Origin of the sequence: Methylorubrum populi (assembly GCA_036946625.1) — a bacterium.
Classification (GTDB): domain Bacteria; phylum Pseudomonadota; class Alphaproteobacteria; order Rhizobiales; family Beijerinckiaceae; genus Methylobacterium; species Methylobacterium populi_C.
Genome location: JAQIIU010000003.1, coordinates 714,281 through 731,747, shown reverse-complemented (window position 1 = coordinate 731,747; position 17,467 = coordinate 714,281). Strand labels below are relative to the sequence as shown.

Below are 17,467 nucleotides of genomic sequence, written 5' to 3'. Positions count from 1 at the left end.
ATATAGCTAAAGCTATGCGCGCGCGTGCAATCGATATCGTAGCTGGATGCTTCAAAGGACGCGCTCGCATGTTCGCGATTGTGCTCCGGCCAACTCAGCTACAGTGTTCAAAAGGCGCGCTGAGTTCGCTTGTCGGCGTGATCCTCGGACTCATGCCGATCAGCACATACGCGGTCGCGAACGACCCACGTCGATCCGAGTCTACGAGATACGATGCGGGGGATAGTGTCATCCTCGATCAACTCAGCGTCGAGGGCCGGGGCGTGGCCAGCCCGACCCCGGCGGCGCCCACGGGTCTGAACCTCGCGACACCGGGGCGTACGGGGAGCCGGCTCGGCCTCACGCCGCTCCAGACCCCGGCCAGCATCGAGATCATCCCCGGCCAGACCATCCGCGGGCGCGGCCAGGAGACGGTGGCCGAGGCCGTCACGCAGAACGCCACCGGCATCACCACCATCGCCGCCCCGGGCAACGGCAACGGCGCCTTCACCAGCCGCGGCTTCGCCGGACCCAACTCCATCCAGCAGCTCTACGACGGCACGCGCTTCTACGTCGGCGCCAACACCGTCACCTTCCCGTTCGACACCTGGAACGTCGACCGCATTGAGGTGCTGCGCGGCCCGGCCTCGGTCCTCTACGGCGACGGCGCCATCGGCGGCGTCATCAACGTGGTCCCGAAGAAGCCGGTGTTCGTCCCGGTCAACGAGGCGCGGGTCGCGGTCGGTACCGACGGCGTGGCCCGCCTCGCCCTCGACTCGGGCGGGGCGATCGCCCAGGAGACCTACGGCAACACCTTCGCCTACCGCCTCAACGTCAGCGGCAACCGCGCCGACGGCTGGGTCCACCCGGTCGGCGACTTCCACAACCTCGCGGTCTCGGCCGCCCTCCTGTTCCAGCCGAGCCCGGACCTCGCCTTCACCCTGAGCCACGACCTCGGCTACCAGGAGCCCGCGCGCTACTGGGGCACGCCGCTGGTCGAGGGCCGCATTCCCGATCTGGTCCGGTTCCGGAACTACAACGTCCTCGATCCCAAGATCACCTGGGCCGACAACTGGACGCAGCTCAAGACCGAGTGGACGCCCTCGGCCGAGGTGACGATCCGCAACACCGCCTACCGGCTCACCTCCCGCCGCCACTGGGAGGACGTGGAGCAGTACGCCTTCAACCGCGCCACCGGCCTCGTCGACCGCTCGGACTACCTCGAGATCTACCACAGCCAGGAACAGGTCGGTAACCGGTTCGATGCGGCGTTCCGGGGCGACCTCCTCGGCCTGTCCAACCAGTTCCTGGCGGGCTTCGACGTGAACCACGTCGATTTCCGCCACACCAACAACTTCACCTTCGACAAGTCCGACAGCGTGCCGCTGGCGGGCGGCGACCTCGGGCTGTTCCCGCAGGACGGGCGTGCGACGCCGGCCTACGCCACGCACACGAGCCAGGCCTCGGTCTTCGCGGAGGATCGGCTGGCGGTCACCGACCGGCTCTCGCTGCTGGCGGGCGTGCGCTTCGACGTGCCGACGCTGCAACGGGAGGATCTGCGCGCCGGCACGCAGTTCGAGCGGACCTACACGTCGCTCGGCTACCGCTTCGGCGCCGTTTTCAACCCGACGCCGGACACCGCGCTCTACGCGCAGTACAGCGTCGCCACCGATCCGGTGAACAGCCTCATCACGCTGTCGCAGTCGCTGGCCGGCTTCAAGCTCGCCACCGGCGAGCAGGTCGAGGTCGGCGCCAAGGGGATCGCGCTGGACGGGGTGCTGGACTGGACGATCGCCGGCTACCGCATCGTGAAGAACGACCTGATCTCGCAGATCCCCGGCCAGCCGACGCTGGCCACGCAGGTGGGCCAGCAGTCGTCGCAGGGTTTCGAGCTGGCGCTCGGCTGGCGGTTCGCCCCGGGCTGGCGGCTCGACGGCAATCTCGCCCTGCTGCACGCGCAGTACGACCGGTTCGACCAGACGGTGAACGGCGCGACCGTCTCCTACGCGGGCAAGCAGCCGATCGACGTGCCCGAGCGCGTGGCCAACCTGTGGCTGACGTGTAACATCGTGCGCGACTGGACGGTGCGGGTCGGCCTCCAGAACGTCGGGCAGGTCTACAGCGACTTCGGCAACACCGCGCGCCGCCCGGCCTACAACCTGGTCAACCTCGCTCTCGACCATCAGGTCACGCCGGATTCGCGCCTGAGCCTGCGGGTCTACAACCTGTTCGACAAGGTCTACGCGATCAGCGGGAACGCCGTGAACGGGGTCGGAACCAACTGGCTGCTCGGACGCCCGCTCTCCGCGGAGGTCGCATACACCGTCCGGTGGTGACCGCTGCCTCGTCGAGCGACCGCATCCGCAAGTGTTTGCTGAACTCTCAAGGGATCGTGCTGCGATGATCAAAGTCGGTGACCGTCTGCCGGACAGCGTCTTTCGCCGAATCGACGGCGACGGAATCGAGAAAATCACGACGGAGACCTTCTTCGGTGGCCGGAAGGCGGTGCTCTTTGCGGTGCCCGGCGCCTACACGCCGACCTGCACGATGAATCACCTGCCGGGATTCGTCGCGAGCTTCGACGCGATGAGAAGCAAGGGGGTGGATGTCGTCGCCGTGACCTCGGTCAACGATCCCTTCGTCATGAAGGCTTGGGCCGAAGCGACCGGTGCGATGGATACGCTGACATTCCTCGCGGACGGGACCGCGGACTTCGCGAGGGCGATCGGCCTGGAACTCGAACTCTCCGACATCGGGCTCGGCCTGCGATCGAAACGCTATGCCATGATCGTCGAGGACATGACCGTCACCTACCTCGCCATCGAGGAGTCGCCGGAGATGTCGGACGTCTCGGGTGCACCGGCTCTCCTGGCCGCGCTCGGATAGGACCGAAGAGCATCTTCGAGCGCGGGCTGGAACGATCAGGGGGTGCCGCTGACACCCCTCCTTCCGTGCGTCGACCGTAGCGGTTACACCTCGTCGAACGGATCTGAACGTTCAACGTGAGGTCGGGGAGGATCTGGAACTGGAAGTTCCACAAGGTAGGAGGCCGAATCATCGGTGGCCGAATCATCGGGAAGTCGTCGCGGCAGGATCGATCTTACCGATATCGCCCTGCGAGCGAGAGACGGATGCACCCGCCTCGCTGACGTCGATTTGAGCATCGACGCCGGCGAGCGCGTGGCGATAGCCGGTCCGAACGGTGCGGGAAAGACCTCGTTGTTGCAGATCCTGTTCGGCCGCCTGAGGCCGAGCCGGGGCATGGTCTCGATCGACGGTCGGGATCTCGCCGGTATTCCGCATGCCGAACGAGGTCGCCTGTTCGCCGTGGTGGCCCAGGGTGAAATTCCCGACGGGCGCCTGACCCTCGTCGAGTATGTCGGCCTCGGGCGCATCCCCCATCATCGCCGCTGCGCGCCGGAACGCCACGCACGCGTCGTGATGGACGCCTGCGAGAAGGTCGGACTGTCGGGTCTCGCTCCCAGGCGGCTGTCGAGCCTGTCGGGCGGCGAGCGCCAGCGCGCCGCGATTGCCCGCGCGATCACGCAGGAGCCCGTGGTGCTCGTTCTGTACGCATCCGGCGAAGGCCACCTTGTGAGCTGGCCCGTTGAGGCTGAGGTCATAGGAGTAATCCTAGGACCTTGAGCATGACCCAGGCGGGTATCGAACTGGTGAGAGCCGAGCGGCGTCGACGCTGGACGCGGGCGGAGAAGGAGCGGTTGGTTGCCGCTTCGTTTGAACCGGGTGTGTCGACCTCGGATGTCGCCCGCCGGGCCGGTCTCCACGTCAGTCAGCTGTTCCGCTGGCGCAAGTTGCTGTGCGAGCGTGTCGGTGCTCCCACGCCAGCGCTAGTCCCCGTCGTGATCGCTCCCACGCCCGCCGCGATGACGGTCGAGCCTGGTCGAGAGCCCAACCGCGGCCGTCGCTCCGGCGGGGTGATCGAGATCGATCTCGGCAGAGGCCGGCGCGTTCGGGTCGGCTCCGACGTCGATGCCGCGGCGCTTCGGCGGGTGCTCGACGCCCTGGAGGGCCGATGATCCCGCTGCCGGCCAACGTGCGGGTTTGGCTGGCCACTGGCCACACCGACATGCGCAAAGGCTTTTCCAGTTTGGGCCTGATCGTCCAGGAGACGCTCAAGCGCGATCCCCATGGCGGGCATCTGTTCGTGTTCCGCGGACGGCGCGGCGACCTGATCAAGGTGATCTGGCACGATGGCCAGGGCGCGTGTCTCTACACAAAGCGGCTCGACCGCGGCCGTTTCCTGTGGCCCTCGGTGGCGGATGGAGCCGTGACGATCTCGACGGCGCAACTCGGCTACCTGCTCTCGGGTATCGACTGGCGGATGCCGCAGGAGAGCTGGCGTCCGAGCGCTCTCGGCTGAGGATAACGCGTTACAGCGCTTGAAGAATATGCTCTTCTCTCAAGCGTGCCGAACGCGCCCGAGCCCCCGCCGCTTCCCACGGATCTTGCCGCCGCCCACGCCATGATCCTGGCCGAGCGGGCGGCCCGGCTTGCCTCGGAGATCGCGGTCGAACGGCTGAAGCTGGAGGTCGCCCGGCTGCGGCGAGAACGGTTCGGGACCTCCTCGGAGCGCAGCGCCCGGATCGACCAGCTCGAACTCGTCCTGGAGGATCTGGAGGAGACGCTGGCCGAGACCCAAGCGCAGGCGGCCGCCGAGCCCGAAGCACTCTCCGGTGCGGCTTCCTCGCGGCGCAAGCCCGCCCGCCGGCCTCTGCCCGAGCACCTGCCGCGCGAGCGCGTCGTCCATCCCGGCCCGACGACCTGCGCGTGTTGCGGCGGAACGCGCCTTCGTCACCTCGGCGAGGACGTCACCGAGACCCTGGAGCGGATCCCGGCGCGCTGGGTCGTGATCCAGCACGTACGCGAGCGCTTCTCGTGCAGCGACTGCGAGACGATCGCGCAGGCTCCGGCCCCGTTCCATCCGATCCCGCGCGGACGAGCGGGCCCGAACCTCCTCGCCGAGGTGATGATGGCCAAGTTCGGCCTGCACCTGCCGCTGCATCGCCAGAGCCAGCGCTTCGCCCACGAGGGCGTACCGATCGACGTCTCGACGCTGGCCGGCTGGGTCGGAGCGGTGACGACCGCCCTGTCGCCCCTGGTCACCCGGATCGAGGCCCATGTTCGAGGGGCTGAGCGCCTGCATCTCGACGACACGCCCGTACCGGTCCTGGCCAAGGGCAAGACCCGCACGGGGCGGCTCTGGACGGTGGTGCGTGACGACCGACCCTTCGGCGGTCCCGAGCCGCCGGCTGTGGCCTACTTCTACTCCCCCGACCGCTCTGGCGCGCATGCCGAGACCTGGCTGGGCGATTTCCACGGCATCGTGCAGGCGGATGCCTTCTCCGGGTTCGGTCGGCTGTACGAGCCCGGTCGCAAACCAGGCCCGCTCCGCGAGGCGGCTTGCTGGGCGCATGCCCGGCGCAAGTTCTTCGAGCTGGCTGACCTGAGGAAGGCTCCGATCGCCATCGAAGCGGTGGCGCGGATCGACGCGATCTTCGCGCTCGAGCGCACCATCATTGGCCTCGGACCGGACGACCGCCGTGCGCATCGAAGCGCCCGCTCGGCCGCCCTCGTCGCCGAGTTGAAGGCGTGGCTGCTGGCCAACCGTGCCAAGCTCTCGGCCAAGGCTCCGGTGGCGCAAGCGATCGACTACATGCTCAAGCGCTGGAGCGCCTTCATCCTCTTCCTCGACGACGGGCGCGCCTGCCTCTCAAACAACGCCGCCGAACGGGCGATCCGGCCGATCGCGGTAGGCCGCCGCAACTGGACCTTCGCCGGCTCAGACGCGGGCGGCCATCGCGCTGCGGCACTCTACACGCTGATCGAGACCGCCAAGCTCAATGGTGCCGACCCACAAGCCTGGCTTGCCGACATCCTCAGCCGTCTGCCCGGCCATCCGACCCGGCACATCGACGATCTGCTGCCCTGGAACTGGACCCCGCCTCAACCCAAGCAGGTCGCCGCCTGACACACCACCTCAGAGGACAACGCGGCCTTCACCGGAAGCGTACCTCGTTCTCGACGAGCCCACCAATCATCTGGACCCGAGAGCGCGTGCCGACATGCTGACGCTCGCGCGCGATCTCGGCATCACCGTCGTGGCGGTGTTGCACGACCTCACGCTCGTCAGCCTCTTCGCTGACCGAGTCGCCGTGCTCTGCAACGGGCGTATCGCCGTCCATGCCGACCCACACGAGGCTCTGTCGCCGCGGATCGTGCGCGACGTCTTCGCGATGGATTGCTTCTCGTTCGCCAATCCGCGGACGGGACGCTCGTTGCTCGCTTTCGACGCTCCTGCGGCCTGAACGCCGTCGTTGGGTGACCTGATCGATGGACTCGTTCCGCCTGCTTCTCCTCGTCGTCATGCTGTGTGGCCCCGTGTCGGCGCTGGCCTTTCCCGTGACGGTGGTGAACTGCGGGCGCACGCTCACGTTCGAGACGAGCCCGAAGCGCGCCGTCTTCCATGACCTCAACATCAGCGAGATGGCCTTCGCGCTCGGCCTCCAGCCGGCGATGGCCGGCGTGACCGGCATCACGGGCTGGTACAAGACGACGGCAGCCTTCACTGCCGCCAAGGGGGGATTGCCCGAGCTTGCACCGAAGTATCCGACGCTGGAAACACTCGTCGCCGCCGACGCCGACTTCTTCTTCGGCGGCTGGTATTATGGCATGAGACCCGGTGGTGATGTGACCCCGGATACGCTCGCACCCTGGGGGATAGCAACCTACGTGCTGACCGAGAGCTGCGCGCAGGTCGACAAGGCGCGGCCGCGTGCGTCCATGGACCTTCTCTATACGGACGAACTGGCGCTCGGCAGGATCTTCGGAAAGGAGACGGAGTAGCGTCCGCGGACGAGGTGTAATTTCGGGGCCCGTTCGGGTTGGAATTGGGGTGACCATCGGGGCCGGCGGCTAAGGTGGAGTTTGCGGACGCCAACCCGAGCCGAGGTAACCCCGATGACCGACGACAGAGTGGCACTGATCGAGGCGCTGCAGAAGGCGGATGACGGCAACTTCCTGCGCTCGATCGCCGAGACGGTCCTGCAGATCCTGATGGAGGCCGACGTGGACGGGCTGACGTGGACGGGCTGATCGGGGCCGGGCGCTACGAGCGGTCGGGCGAACGCAGCACCTACCGCAATGGCCATCGCGAGCGCAGCCTCGACACCCGGCTGGGCTCGCTCAACCTGAAGATCCCGAAGCTGCGGACCGGCAGCTACTTCCCCGGCTTCCTGGAGCCGAGGAAGACGGTCGAGAAGGCGCTGGTGGCGGTGATCCAGGAGGCGTGGATCGCCGGCGTCTCGACCCGGCGGGTCGACGATCTCGTCCAGGCCATGGGCCTGTCGGGGATCTCGAAGTCGTCGGTATCGAAGCTCTGCAAGGACATCGACGAGCGCGTGAACGCCTTCCTGACGCGCCCGCTGTCGGGCGCGTGGCCGTATCTGTGGCTCGACGCCACCTACCTGAAGGTGCGCGAGGGCGGGCGGATCGTCTCGGTGGCCGCCATAGTGGCCGTGGCGGTCGACACGGAGGGCCGGCGGGAGATCGTCGGTCTGCATATCGGCCCGTCCGAGGCGGAGGTGTTCTGGACCGACTTCCTGCGCAGCCTGGTCAAGCGTGGGCTCTCGGGCGTGCAGCTCGTCGTCTCCGACGCCCACGAGGGCCTGAAGGCCGCCATCCGCCGCGTGCTGAAGGCGACGTGGCAAAGGTGCCGCGTTCATTGGACCCGGAACGCGCTGGCCTACGTGCCGCGGGCGCAGCAGACCATGGTGGCGGCCGGCCTGCGCAACGCCTTCCAGCAGCCCGATCAGGACGCGGCGCGCGCCGCTCTCCAGCATCTGGCCGAGCAACTCCATAATCGCTGGCCGAAGCTGAAGGGCTTCATCGAAGGCACGAGCGACGATGTTCTGGCTTACCTCAGCTTCCCGATCCAGCATCGGACGAAGCTACATTCGACCAATCCGCTGGAGCGCCTCAACAAGGAGATCAAGCGCCGCGCCGACGTGGTCGGTATCTTCCCGAATACGGACTCGATCCAGCGTTTGATCGGTGCGGTGCTGTTGGAGGCCAACGACGAGTGGCAGCTCCAGCATCGCTACATGCAGGTCGAGGGCATGGCCGGCCTCGCCCCGACGCCGAGCGACGACACCATCACCCTTCCACCGCAGGCCGCCTGACCGATGGCCGCGCCAATTCCACCCCGAAAGTCCACCTCATTGACGGACGCGACCGACTGCCGCCGCCCCGTCCGCGCCCGAAAGGGGGCCGGCCTCCGATCGAGAACCGTGCCGCGCTCAGCGGCCTCCTGTTCGTGCTGCGGTCGGGCCTGCCGTGGGAGATGCTGCCGGCCGAGATGGGCTGCGGCTGCGGCATGAGGTGCTGGCGCCGCCTGCGCGATTGGCAGGAGGCCGGCGTGTGGGCGCAATTGCATCAGGTGCTGCTGGAGCGCTTGCACGCGGCCGGCGAGATCGACTGGCGGCGGGCGAGCCTGGACAGTGCCTCTGTCCCGGCTAAAAAGGGGGGACTGCCACCGGCCCGAACCCGACGGATCGGGGCAAGCCGGGCACGAAGCGCCACCTCGTCACCGACGCCCGCGGCACGCCGGTCGGCCTGAGGCTGACGGGTGCCAACCGGCACGACAGCCCGCAGATGGCGCCGACCCTCGATGCCATCCCGCCGCTGAGCACGGGCCGGCGCGGCCGACCGCGCCGACGCCCCAACAAGCTGCATGCCGACAAGGCCTGCGACGCCAAGGCGCGTCGGCAGGAATGCCGGGCGCGCGGGATCGTGCCCCGCATCGCCCGCAAGGGCATCGAGAGCAGTGAAAGGCTCGGCCGCCACCGCTGGGTCGTGGAGCGCACCCACGCTTGGTTCAACCGCTTCCGCCGCCTGCCCATCCGATACGAGCGCCGAGCCGACATCTACGAAGCCTTCACCAGCCTTGCTGCCAGCCTCATCACGCTCAACCAGATCAGACGGTTCTGTGAGGCGATCTAAGTTCTATTCATGCTACGCAATATCATGCGCTGGCAGTGGCAGGGTGTCGGCGAGAAGGTGCGCTGGTCCGTTTATGGCAGCGTGGCCGGCGAGCCGGTCGGCTTCGAGCTGAGGAAGTTCGGCTTCACGATCCTGCGCATCGAGGGCGCCAAGGTGCCGGCGAGCCGGATCATCGGGCAGCTGCAGACGGCGTCGAAGGAAGTCGAGACATTCCTGGAGCCATACGCACGAAGCCAGGTCGATCAGGGCGAGGTTCTCATCGTCAATCGGTCCAGTGAGTTCGACAACCGCCACCAGTTCTTCCGTCAGCTAGCGGCCAAGGCCTATGCCAAATCCGCCCAGGGGCCGCGGGGAAGGCGCAGTCGCGCATCGACCACAGGTCCGGTCCCTGCCCAACTAAGGGGTGTTATCGCCAGTATCTCGGCAGAGCTTAACTTCTCGCGTCGTGCGGACAGCGAAGGCTTCTTCCACTCCACGGCGATGATCGACGCTTACTTCAGCGCCTTGGAACATCGCCTGGTATTATTGCGCGCATTCATGGGCAAGCCCTTGATGCATGGGGAGCTCAGGCAGCTCCTCGCCTTAAAATGGGACGACAAACTCAAGGAGGTGCTGCCGGCGGCGAGCATGCGCACCGCAGACCAGCTGCTGGGTAGCATGAGACGGATCAAGGAGCGCATCCGCAACCCCTTCGCACACGGTGGCGTCGAGAATGACAACGGCTCGTTGTTCTTCCGGCTTCCCCACGTCGGAGCAATACCGGCCAATTTCTCGCGGTTCGGCAAGAGCGTCCGTTTCACAATCATTCCCATCGGGGTTGATGACCATGCCGAGTGCTGCGCGACCTTCGATCAGCTTGATGCGCTGCTCTCGACGGGTGATCTGAGTGGCCCCCACCGCCTGCTGGAGGCAGGGATCGATCCGGTATTTGATGAAAAGTCCCTCAAGGAATACGCGGAGGCTACCGTCGGCGGCGAAGCTGGATTGGAGGAATTCATCGACCGTTGGGGGCATGAATGGGAGCGGCACGCCAACATGGATTATTGAACCGCGCGTTCGCAGCTGGCGCTGCCGACGCATATCCCGCGCTGATCACGCCAGCACGGGCTCCGGCTCCTCCGGGGGCTTGCGCGCCCGCCGCCGCCTCACGCCCTCGTTCAGCGCCGCCGGGTCGGCCGGCGGCACCGTGCCGGCGAGAGGGGGGCGAGGAACTGGTCGATCGCCATGCCGCCGCCGAGGGCCACGTTGCGCCGCAGCAACTCCACCTCGTCCTGCGTTAGGCGCAGCATGGCGTAGGGGTTCTCCCCGGGGATGAACACGATCTGGTCGTTGTACTGCTGGGCGAAGTACTTCTCGACCTCGTAGGGCTCCAGCAGCGAGAGCGTGACCCGGTTGTCCTCGTTATTGTCCGAGAATTACGACCTGCGCCGCTCGAAGGTCAGCTTGCCCAGCCGCTTCGAGACGTATTCCAGCATCACATCGTCCGGCATTGGCGAAGAACTGCGCCACGCCGGCGCCGTTGAAGAAACTCTGCCAGGTGCGGGGATAGTTGGTCTGCAGCTGGATGATGCTCTGCGCCACCAGGTGCAGCTTGATGCCGTAGCTCGGCATGAACGCCGCCGCGTGCTCCATGGTCTCCAGGTAGCCCAGGACCGGGAATTCCTCCATCAGGAAGATGATCGACGCGCGGTCGCGAGGGTATTCGCCCATGCGGATCAGGCGGCTGGTGGCCTGCTCGAACAGGATGCGCAGCCAGCGGAAGTGCGCCTTGATCTCGTTGGCCGCCGTCAGCACCAGGTAGACGGTGGTGGGCCGCTCGCGCAGGTCGCTGAGAGCCTGTTTGAGCTCCTCCGCCGGCTGTCCCCATCTGTCTCGTGTGTCAACACGCATTCCGCCTGGCGGGGCGGAGTGGAGAGCAGATGTGGACGGACCGACATCGGACGCGTCATGAGGCGCGTCTGAAGGACATGGTGCTGCAAGCAGGCTTGGACGAGGTGGCTCGCTTCTTGGAACGAGCCGATCCGCCCAGCCGTCAGGATGCGACGCCCGTGCGCCGGGCGCTGGCGGGGATCGCCTGGCACCTGCGGACGGGCGGAGGGTGGCGGGCGCTGCCGGCTGGCTTTCCGCCCTGGCGCACGGTCTACGGCTGGTTCCGGCGCTGGATCGAGAAGGGGCTGTTCGAGAGCCTGATGCGCGCTCTGGCGCGCCGACAGCGGCGGCGCTGTGGGCGTCGACCAGAACCACGGCTGGCCATCATCGATGGCGCCTTCACGGCCGAGCGCTGCCGGGAGTGGTGCAACCTCCACGGCATGCGCCACCACGTCGTCGAGAAGGACCCGGATCAGAGGGGCTTCGTCGTGCTGGAGCGACGCTGGGTCGTGGAGCGGACCTTCGGCTGGCTCAGCCATTGGGGCGGCTTGCTGCGCGAGCGCGCCGGTCGCCTCGATGTCGCCACCGGTCGCCTGGCCTGCGTCGCCTGCCTCGTGGCTGCCAACGCACTCAACAATCCCGCATGAAACAGAGTTCTCAAACAGGCTCTTAAAGGTATGCCTTTTAAGGTTCGTTTATATTAACTATATCCTTGCAATGAGCGAAGCATTGCAAGGATCCGATCCAGTCTGGTCTGCCGTCATTGAACGGTTCGAGAACTATGCGCCGACGAGCCTGATGGCCCGCACGGCCTTGGAACACGCGCTGCCGGCCGGCTGGATCGACGAGGTGTTCGAGCAGCATCGCCAGCGGCAATACACGCGGGAGTTGCTGTTCTCCACTGTCGTCAGGCTGACGATGCTCGTCGCTCTCGGCCTGCGCTCGTCGTTGCACGCCGCTGCGCGCGAAGCCGAAGACCTGACCGTCTCGCTGCCCGCCCTCTACGACAAGGTCAACCGCACCGAGCCCGACCTGCTGCGCGCCCTCGTGCGCGGCAGCGCGACCCGACTGGCCCCGGTGATGACCGCGGCGGGCACCGGCCATCCGAGCCTGCCGGGCTACGCACTGCGCGTGCTGGACGGCAACCATCTGCCCGGCAGCGACAAGCGCCTGAAGCCTCTGCGCGCGCATCGCGGCGCCGCCCTGCCGGGGCAGACCCTGGTCGTCTACGATCCCGATACCGGCCTGGCCGTCGATCTGGTGGCGGCCGAAGATGCTTATGCCGACGAACGGGCGCTGGCCCGGGCCCTCCTGGACGCTGCCGCGCCCGGTCAGGTCTGGGTTGCCGATCGGCACTTCTGTGTCCGGACCTGGCTGCAGGGTCTGGTTGAGGCAGGCAGCCACTTCGTGGTGCGTCGGCACGGCAACCATCCCCGCCTGGGCGCGCAGGGGGATTGGCAGGCGTGCGGCTCCTGCGAGACCGGCACACTGTGTGAGCAGAGCATTACGCTGGAGGGGAGCGGCGATGCGTGGCGGCGCATCGCGCTGAGCTTGACGGCGCCAACGACGGAGGGAGACCGGACGATCTGGCTGTGGAGCAACCTGCCGGCGAGCGTCAGTGCGGCGCAGATCGCGCAGGTGTATCGGCGACGCTGGCGGATCGAGGGTCTGTTCCTGCAGATGGAACGGGTGCTGCACAGCGAGGCCGGTCGCCTGGGTCGTCCGCGGGCGGCCCTGCTGGGGTTTGCCGCTGCCGTTCTGGCCCACAACGTGCTGAGCCTGCTGAGCGCGTGCATCGAGCAGGTGCACGGGCCCGAGCCGCGGGTCTCGGTGTTCCACCTGAGCCGTCAGATCGGTGCCGGCTACGAGGGGCTGATGGTGGCGCTCGGACACGGCTCTGTGTTGACGGGCCAGGAGGATGCGGCGAGCGTCGCGGCCCGCTTGCTCGCCTTGGCGGAGCGGGTCGACCCAGGGCGGATTGCAACCAGCCCGCGTGGTCCCAAGCGCAAGGTCGACAAGCCCTATGTAGCGGCGGCTACGGCCCGAAAACACGTCGCCACCGCCAGGGTCCTCGAAAAGGCCAAGCTAATGGCTAAGAAAACACCTTAAAAGGCATGGCTCTTAAAGGCGACGAGGTTGGCGGCGACCCGGGTGTAGCTTGCCTCGACCACCTCTCGATGCTGGGTGAGGATCTGCCGGTACACCGCGACCTGGCCGCAGACCGGCGCCGGTGTCTCCTCGGCCAGGGCGCGCAACTCGCCGTTGTCGTAGGTTTTCGCCTCCCAGAACACGAGGCGGGCATCGGGGCCGTCCGCCTCGACTGCCGCGAGGTCGACGCGCGGCGCGGTCGTCTCCTTGCCCTCGAACATGTACCTGCCCGGAAACGCTACCTCTACGTCGATGACGTTCGCATTGCGAACCGCAACCTCGTGGCAGCCGGACTTCTCTCCATCGGCGAAGACCCCGGCTGCGGCCTTCATCTTCTGCAGCGTTTCCTTGCCCTCGTATCGACCGATGAAGCCTTTCTGCAGGAGAGCGGCGACGTCGAAGGTGCCGTCCGCCCGGAGCGGCACCTGTTCGGCCAGGGCAGGGTCGAGCAGGAACTTCTCATGGGTGGTGACGGCCAAGGTGCCGCCGGAGAGCTTTGCCCGAAACAGGGACTGACCCTTCCAGTACACATTCAGCGAACGACCCCGGGGGGCGACCACGAGGGCCGGGTCGGCGAGGACGTCGCGCCACCAGCCGTCGTGGTCGGCTTCCCGACGCAAGGCCTCGATGAAGTCGTGAGTGAGTGCGTGGTCGAATGTCGTCATGGTCGTCTCTGGATAGAATCGGTCAGGCGGGGTTCAGGATCTGGTGGGGTCTGGTCAGGCGGCCAAACGTCCAAGACCGCTGTCGAAGAGGTCGCCGGCCATCTGCTCAATCCGCTCGCGCCAAGCTAAGCGGTCAAGCCAATCCTTGGGGATGGCGCTCGCGCCGTGAAGGGCTCCGGCGATCTGACCGGTGACCGCGGCGGTGGTATCGGCGTCCTCACCGAGGTTGGCCGCAAGCAGCACGGCGTCCCGGAAAGTTGACGTGCGAGAGACCGCCCAGAGCCCCGCGTGGAGCGAGGCGACCACGTAGCCGGTTCCTCGGACCTCGTTGCGCGGCTGGCCAAGCCGGAACCCGCTCACCCGGGCGACGGCCTCCGACGAGAGGAGGCCCGGCAGGGTGGTGCCGCGAATGCCCGTTGCGAGCAGGTCGGCGAGGATCTCACAGCCGGCGATGGCCTCGCGCGCGGCATGGGTGGTAAGGGACTGGTCCCGGGCGACCCGCAGCATGGTCTCGCGGTCGTGCCAGTGCCGGACGGCGACCGGGGCAAGGCGCATGATCGAACCGTTGCCGGCTGTGTTCGGGTCGTTGGAGCCGGCGAAGGGGTCGCCGGACTGCTGGAACCTGCGAAGGGCCGCCGCCGTGGCGTTGCCGATGTCGAAACAGGCGCCGGTGCAGGAATAGGCACCGTGCCTGCTCCAAGAGGTGAACCGGCGCATCAGGTCGCCAGGGTCCAGGTTCTGGGCTGCAAGGAGGCTGTCGCCGAGCGGGAGAGCCATCGCGGTGTCATCGGTCCACTGCCCGGCCTTGAGGTCGAACGGGCCGCCGCCGACCATGTCGGACAGGACCGCCTGGGAAGGCTTGGCAGAGAACTCGATGGTGGTGCCGACCGCGTCGCCGACCGCCAGCCCGAGCAGGGCACCGACGGCACGGTTCCTGGCACCGGCCTCGTCGGGACGAGCGATGGCCTGCGGGCGGCCCTGCCGGACCCATGCCTCCTGGGCGTGCGTCTCGACGGCCCGTGGATCGCGCACCCGGCGGACCATGGCGATGGCGGCCTCGGGCTCTGTGCCCATCTCGACGAGCAGCCTGGCGGCGACCATCCCGGCGCGACCGAGACCACCGCGGCAGTGGACGAGCACGCGGTTGCCGGCGGCGACGAGGGCGCGCAGCCGAGCCGAACGAGCGGGCCAGGCCGTCTCGAAGGCGGCGTCGGGCACGTTGACGTCGCGGACGGCGACCTCGTCAACGCGATCAACGCCTCGGGCCTTGCCACGGCGGCGGTCGACGACGCCGGCAAGCTCACGGTCACCGGCAACTCCGACAGCCTGAAGGTCGGCGTGGGCGGCGGTGCGACCGCGGCTGCCGCCCTGACGGACGCCCAGAGCGGCAACGGCAACGACGAACTCGGCCTGACGGCGGCCGCCTACACGACCGGCCTGTCGAGCGACAAGACCTCCGCCGCCCGTACGGCGCTGGCCTCGCAGTTCAACGACCTGCGCACCCAGATCGATCAGATCGCGAAGGATTCCGGTTTCAACGGCACCAACCTGCTCGGCGGCGACACCTTGAGCGTGATCTTCAACGAGAAGACTGGGTCCGACCAGTCGAAGTTGACCATCGCCGGGCGCAAGCTCACCGCGGAGAGCCTCGGCGTCTCGAAGGCGGTGAACGGCACGGCGGGCACCGGCGAGTTCAACATTCAGACCGACAAGGGCTTGGCGTCGATGCAGGACACCCTGAAGACGGCGCTCGCCAGCTTGAAGAGCCTGCAATCGGGCTTCGGTTCGAACCTCTCGAACGTGCAGGTGCGGCAGGACTTCACGAAGCAGGTCGGCAACATCCTCGACACCGGCGCGGCCAACCTCGTCAACGCCGACATGAACGAGGAGGCGGCGAACTCGCAGGCGTTGTCGACCCGCCAGTCGCTCGGGGTGTCGGCGCTCTCGCTGGCCAACCAAGCCAACCAGGGCATCCTCCAGTTCCTGCGCTGAGCCGGCGTCCGACCCGGCCGGCGGCCATCGCCGACCGGGTCCGCCACCTGACGGACCTCCGCAGGTCGGGCAACCCGATGGCCGAAGAACCGGCTTCCCATCCTCAAGGCGCGAACCCGCAGTCCATGCAGCCCCTCAGAATCCCGTGCTTTGTCCTTCTCGCGAGCGCCGCCCTTCTCGGCACCGCCCGGGCCGGTCCCGTCACCGACCGCTGGTCGGCGGAAGCCGCGGAGACGCGGGCCGGCCGCGAGCTTCGGACCATCGTCACCTTCTCCTATGCCGGAGAAGTCTCGAACGGACGTGCCCTCTGGCGGGTCGCGGTCCGTTGCGAGGCGCGCGAGCCCGGAGCGGCCTGGACCACGACCGTGACGGCGAGCGGCAAGGCCATGCTCGCACAGGGGGCCTTCGCCGGCACCGCCGATCCGGTCGGCGACGTCTTCGTGCTGGAGCCCGACAACGACACGGCCCGCGGGAAGGGCCGGCTGGAGGTCGGGGATGCCCGATGCGCCAGCGGCATCCCGATGGTCCGAAAGCTCTTGGAGAGCCCTCCGCCCATGGTCGCGCCGAAAGCGGAAACGTCTGGGCGCCCTTGGGACCACAACGGCAGCTTGGTGATGATCGATCCGGCGGTCGGCATCGTCACCTACCTGGAGCCGAAGGCATCCCTGAAACCGGTGGTTGAGGAAGGCACCGTTCTGTTCCGGGGCCAGATCCACCCGGACGGGCCGGTCTCGGGCACGGCCTACGCCTTCAAGGCCGGCTGCGCCCCCGCCGCGTACTCCGTGCGCGGCACCTACGCGAACGGCGCCAACGCCTTGACCCTGCGCGGCGCCGGTCCGGTCCGGCGCGGCTGCGAGGTTGTAGGCTACTCCACCTCCAGCCCGCATGCCGCTCTGCGCTTCACCTACCTCCTCGACGATTGAAAGGAAGCCTCAAGTGGACGAAGTCATCACCTGCACCCTGCTGGGCTACGCATCGACGACGGTCTTCGATGTCCAGGCCGATCCCTCGGGGCGGCAAATCTGGACGGGCGTCCGCGTTCGGACGGTTGACGGCAAGGCCCGCTTCTTCCCGAGCATGCTGGTCGAGGCGGAAGCCTCGCTCATTCTCGACGCGGCCATGCAGCGCGGAGAACAGGTCGAACTCTGGCTGAGCGGCAAAGTTGAGCGCGCCTACCCTTACGACATCAGGACGGCGACTGAAGCATGGTACACAGACGCCTGCAGCAGCCACCTCCGCGGTCAGGCGATCAAAACGCTGGTCATCGGCATCCTGACGCTGCCCTTGTTTGGGCTAGGACTGCTCGTTCTCTGGATGTCCATGGGCTACTTCTGGGCCTCTGGAAGGTTCGCACCCTGCCATTCCCGCGAGACCTTCGAGCTTGGCTATGAGGTAGGGGGGCTCGGGCAGAAGCCTACGAGCGTCTCTAACGAACAGCTCCAAGCTGCCTGATCGTGCCAGATTGCCGGTTGATCGAAGAAAGACAAGAGAACCGGGTCGTCGGTCTGGGTGTCCCGTCCAAAGTTCGATGAGAGCCTTCCTCGGTTGGATCTTCGATCCGTCGAGCTTTTAGTTGTTTGAACGACCCTGCTGTTCCAGCCCCCGCAGCACGCTGCGACCCTGGCTGCCCCTTATTGTTCCCTTCGCGGACTGGGCGGCTCGGGATCGACCGTCCAGTCCATCAAGGCATTTCACTCCCTCAAAACCGGGCTTGCGACCAAACTTCCCTATCGCGAGGGCCCAAACATCCCTCTGTTTGGGCCCAATCTCCCCTCTCCGTTACATCAAACGCGGCA

Annotated in this window: 19 protein-coding genes and 1 pseudogene; 16 read left to right on the top strand and 4 right to left on the bottom strand. The window is 67.2% G+C overall.

Features of this window, described 5'->3' with window-relative positions:
* Window positions 1–263: 263 nt before the first annotated feature.
* From PGN25_14800 to PGN25_14750, 11 genes and pseudogenes are all read left to right on the top strand, one after another.
* Entirely contained in the window at window positions 264–2,315 is a 2,052-nt protein-coding gene (locus PGN25_14800) for a TonB-dependent siderophore receptor (GenBank protein MEH3118818.1), read from the top strand.
* A 64-nt stretch (window positions 2,316–2,379) separates the two neighbouring features.
* Window positions 2,380–2,865 (top strand): peroxiredoxin, encoded by a 486-nt coding sequence (locus tag PGN25_14795; GenBank protein MEH3118817.1) that lies wholly within the window; start codon window positions 2,380–2,382, stop codon window positions 2,863–2,865.
* Between the two features lie 174 nt (window positions 2,866–3,039).
* Window positions 3,040–3,624 carry an ABC transporter ATP-binding protein gene (locus PGN25_14790; protein ID MEH3118816.1) on the top strand — a complete coding sequence of 195 codons (585 nt, stop codon included), beginning with the start codon at window positions 3,040–3,042 and terminating at the stop codon, window positions 3,622–3,624.
* Between the two features lie 2 nt (window positions 3,625–3,626).
* Window positions 3,627–4,016 (top strand): transposase, encoded by a 390-nt coding sequence (locus PGN25_14785; protein ID MEH3118815.1) that lies wholly within the window; start codon window positions 3,627–3,629, stop codon window positions 4,014–4,016.
* On the top strand, window positions 4,013–4,360 hold the full coding sequence (gene tnpB / locus PGN25_14780) for an IS66 family insertion sequence element accessory protein TnpB (protein ID MEH3118814.1): 348 nt from the start codon (window positions 4,013–4,015) through the stop codon (window positions 4,358–4,360). Before PGN25_14785 ends, tnpB begins: the two co-directional genes overlap by 4 nt.
* Window positions 4,361–4,462: 102 nt before the next feature.
* Window positions 4,463–5,968, top strand: a complete 1,506-nt coding sequence (locus PGN25_14775; protein MEH3118813.1) for an IS66 family transposase — start codon at window positions 4,463–4,465, stop codon at window positions 5,966–5,968.
* Between the two features lie 94 nt (window positions 5,969–6,062).
* Window positions 6,063–6,305, top strand: coding sequence for an ABC transporter ATP-binding protein (locus PGN25_14770; protein ID MEH3118812.1), 243 nt, complete (start codon window positions 6,063–6,065; stop codon window positions 6,303–6,305).
* Between the two features lie 25 nt (window positions 6,306–6,330).
* Window positions 6,331–6,843 carry a hypothetical protein gene (locus PGN25_14765; GenBank protein MEH3118811.1) on the top strand — a complete coding sequence of 171 codons (513 nt, stop codon included), beginning with the start codon at window positions 6,331–6,333 and terminating at the stop codon, window positions 6,841–6,843.
* 114 nt (window positions 6,844–6,957) lie between these two features.
* Window positions 6,958–8,177: pseudogene (locus tag PGN25_14760) on the top strand (IS256 family transposase).
* 38 nt (window positions 8,178–8,215) lie between these two features.
* Window positions 8,216–8,997 (top strand): IS5 family transposase gene (locus PGN25_14755; protein ID MEH3118810.1). Its coding sequence is split into 2 segments (ribosomal slippage): window positions 8,216–8,513 and window positions 8,513–8,997, totalling 783 coding nucleotides; the frame shifts between segments, so codons are not numbered across the junction.
* A gap of 9 nt (window positions 8,998–9,006) precedes the next feature.
* Complete coding sequence (locus tag PGN25_14750; protein ID MEH3118809.1) at window positions 9,007–10,044, top strand: hypothetical protein; 1,038 nt, start codon at window positions 9,007–9,009, stop codon at window positions 10,042–10,044.
* A 110-nt stretch (window positions 10,045–10,154) separates the two neighbouring features.
* On the opposite strand, the gene PGN25_14745 is transcribed toward PGN25_14750, so the two are convergent.
* Complete coding sequence (locus PGN25_14745; GenBank protein ID MEH3118808.1) at window positions 10,155–10,316, bottom strand: hypothetical protein; 162 nt, start codon at window positions 10,314–10,316, stop codon at window positions 10,155–10,157.
* Window positions 10,317–10,398: 82 nt separating this feature from the next.
* A complete protein-coding gene (locus tag PGN25_14740) occupies window positions 10,399–10,887 on the bottom strand; it encodes a type IV secretory system conjugative DNA transfer family protein (GenBank protein ID MEH3118807.1) in 489 nt (162 codons plus the stop codon).
* 77 nt (window positions 10,888–10,964) lie between these two features.
* Between PGN25_14740 and PGN25_14735 the strand changes: the two genes are divergently transcribed.
* Window positions 10,965–11,513, top strand: a complete 549-nt coding sequence (locus PGN25_14735; protein ID MEH3118806.1) for a transposase — start codon at window positions 10,965–10,967, stop codon at window positions 11,511–11,513.
* 151 nt (window positions 11,514–11,664) lie between these two features.
* Complete coding sequence (locus PGN25_14730; protein MEH3118805.1) at window positions 11,665–12,975, top strand: IS4 family transposase; 1,311 nt, start codon at window positions 11,665–11,667, stop codon at window positions 12,973–12,975.
* Here the strand turns inward: PGN25_14730 and PGN25_14725 are convergent.
* Both PGN25_14725 and PGN25_14720 read right to left on the bottom strand, forming a co-directional pair.
* A complete protein-coding gene (locus PGN25_14725) occupies window positions 12,972–13,679 on the bottom strand; it encodes a hypothetical protein (GenBank protein ID MEH3118804.1) in 708 nt (235 codons plus the stop codon). The two genes, PGN25_14730 and PGN25_14725, sit on opposite strands and share 4 nt — an antisense overlap.
* A 54-nt stretch (window positions 13,680–13,733) precedes the next feature.
* Window positions 13,734–14,780, bottom strand: a complete 1,047-nt coding sequence (locus tag PGN25_14720; protein ID MEH3118803.1) for an ADP-ribosylglycohydrolase family protein — start codon at window positions 14,778–14,780, stop codon at window positions 13,734–13,736.
* 27 nt (window positions 14,781–14,807) lie between these two features.
* Here PGN25_14720 and PGN25_14715 point away from each other — a divergent pair, with 27 nt between their 5' ends.
* From PGN25_14715 to PGN25_14705, 3 genes are all read left to right on the top strand, one after another.
* Window positions 14,808–15,671, top strand: a complete 864-nt coding sequence (locus PGN25_14715; GenBank protein ID MEH3118802.1) for a flagellin — start codon at window positions 14,808–14,810, stop codon at window positions 15,669–15,671.
* Between the two features lie 125 nt (window positions 15,672–15,796).
* Window positions 15,797–16,594 (top strand): hypothetical protein, encoded by a 798-nt coding sequence (locus PGN25_14710; GenBank protein ID MEH3118801.1) that lies wholly within the window; start codon window positions 15,797–15,799, stop codon window positions 16,592–16,594.
* A gap of 13 nt (window positions 16,595–16,607) precedes the next feature.
* Window positions 16,608–17,123 (top strand): hypothetical protein, encoded by a 516-nt coding sequence (locus PGN25_14705; GenBank protein MEH3118800.1) that lies wholly within the window; start codon window positions 16,608–16,610, stop codon window positions 17,121–17,123.
* Window positions 17,124–17,467: the final 344 nt, after the last annotated feature.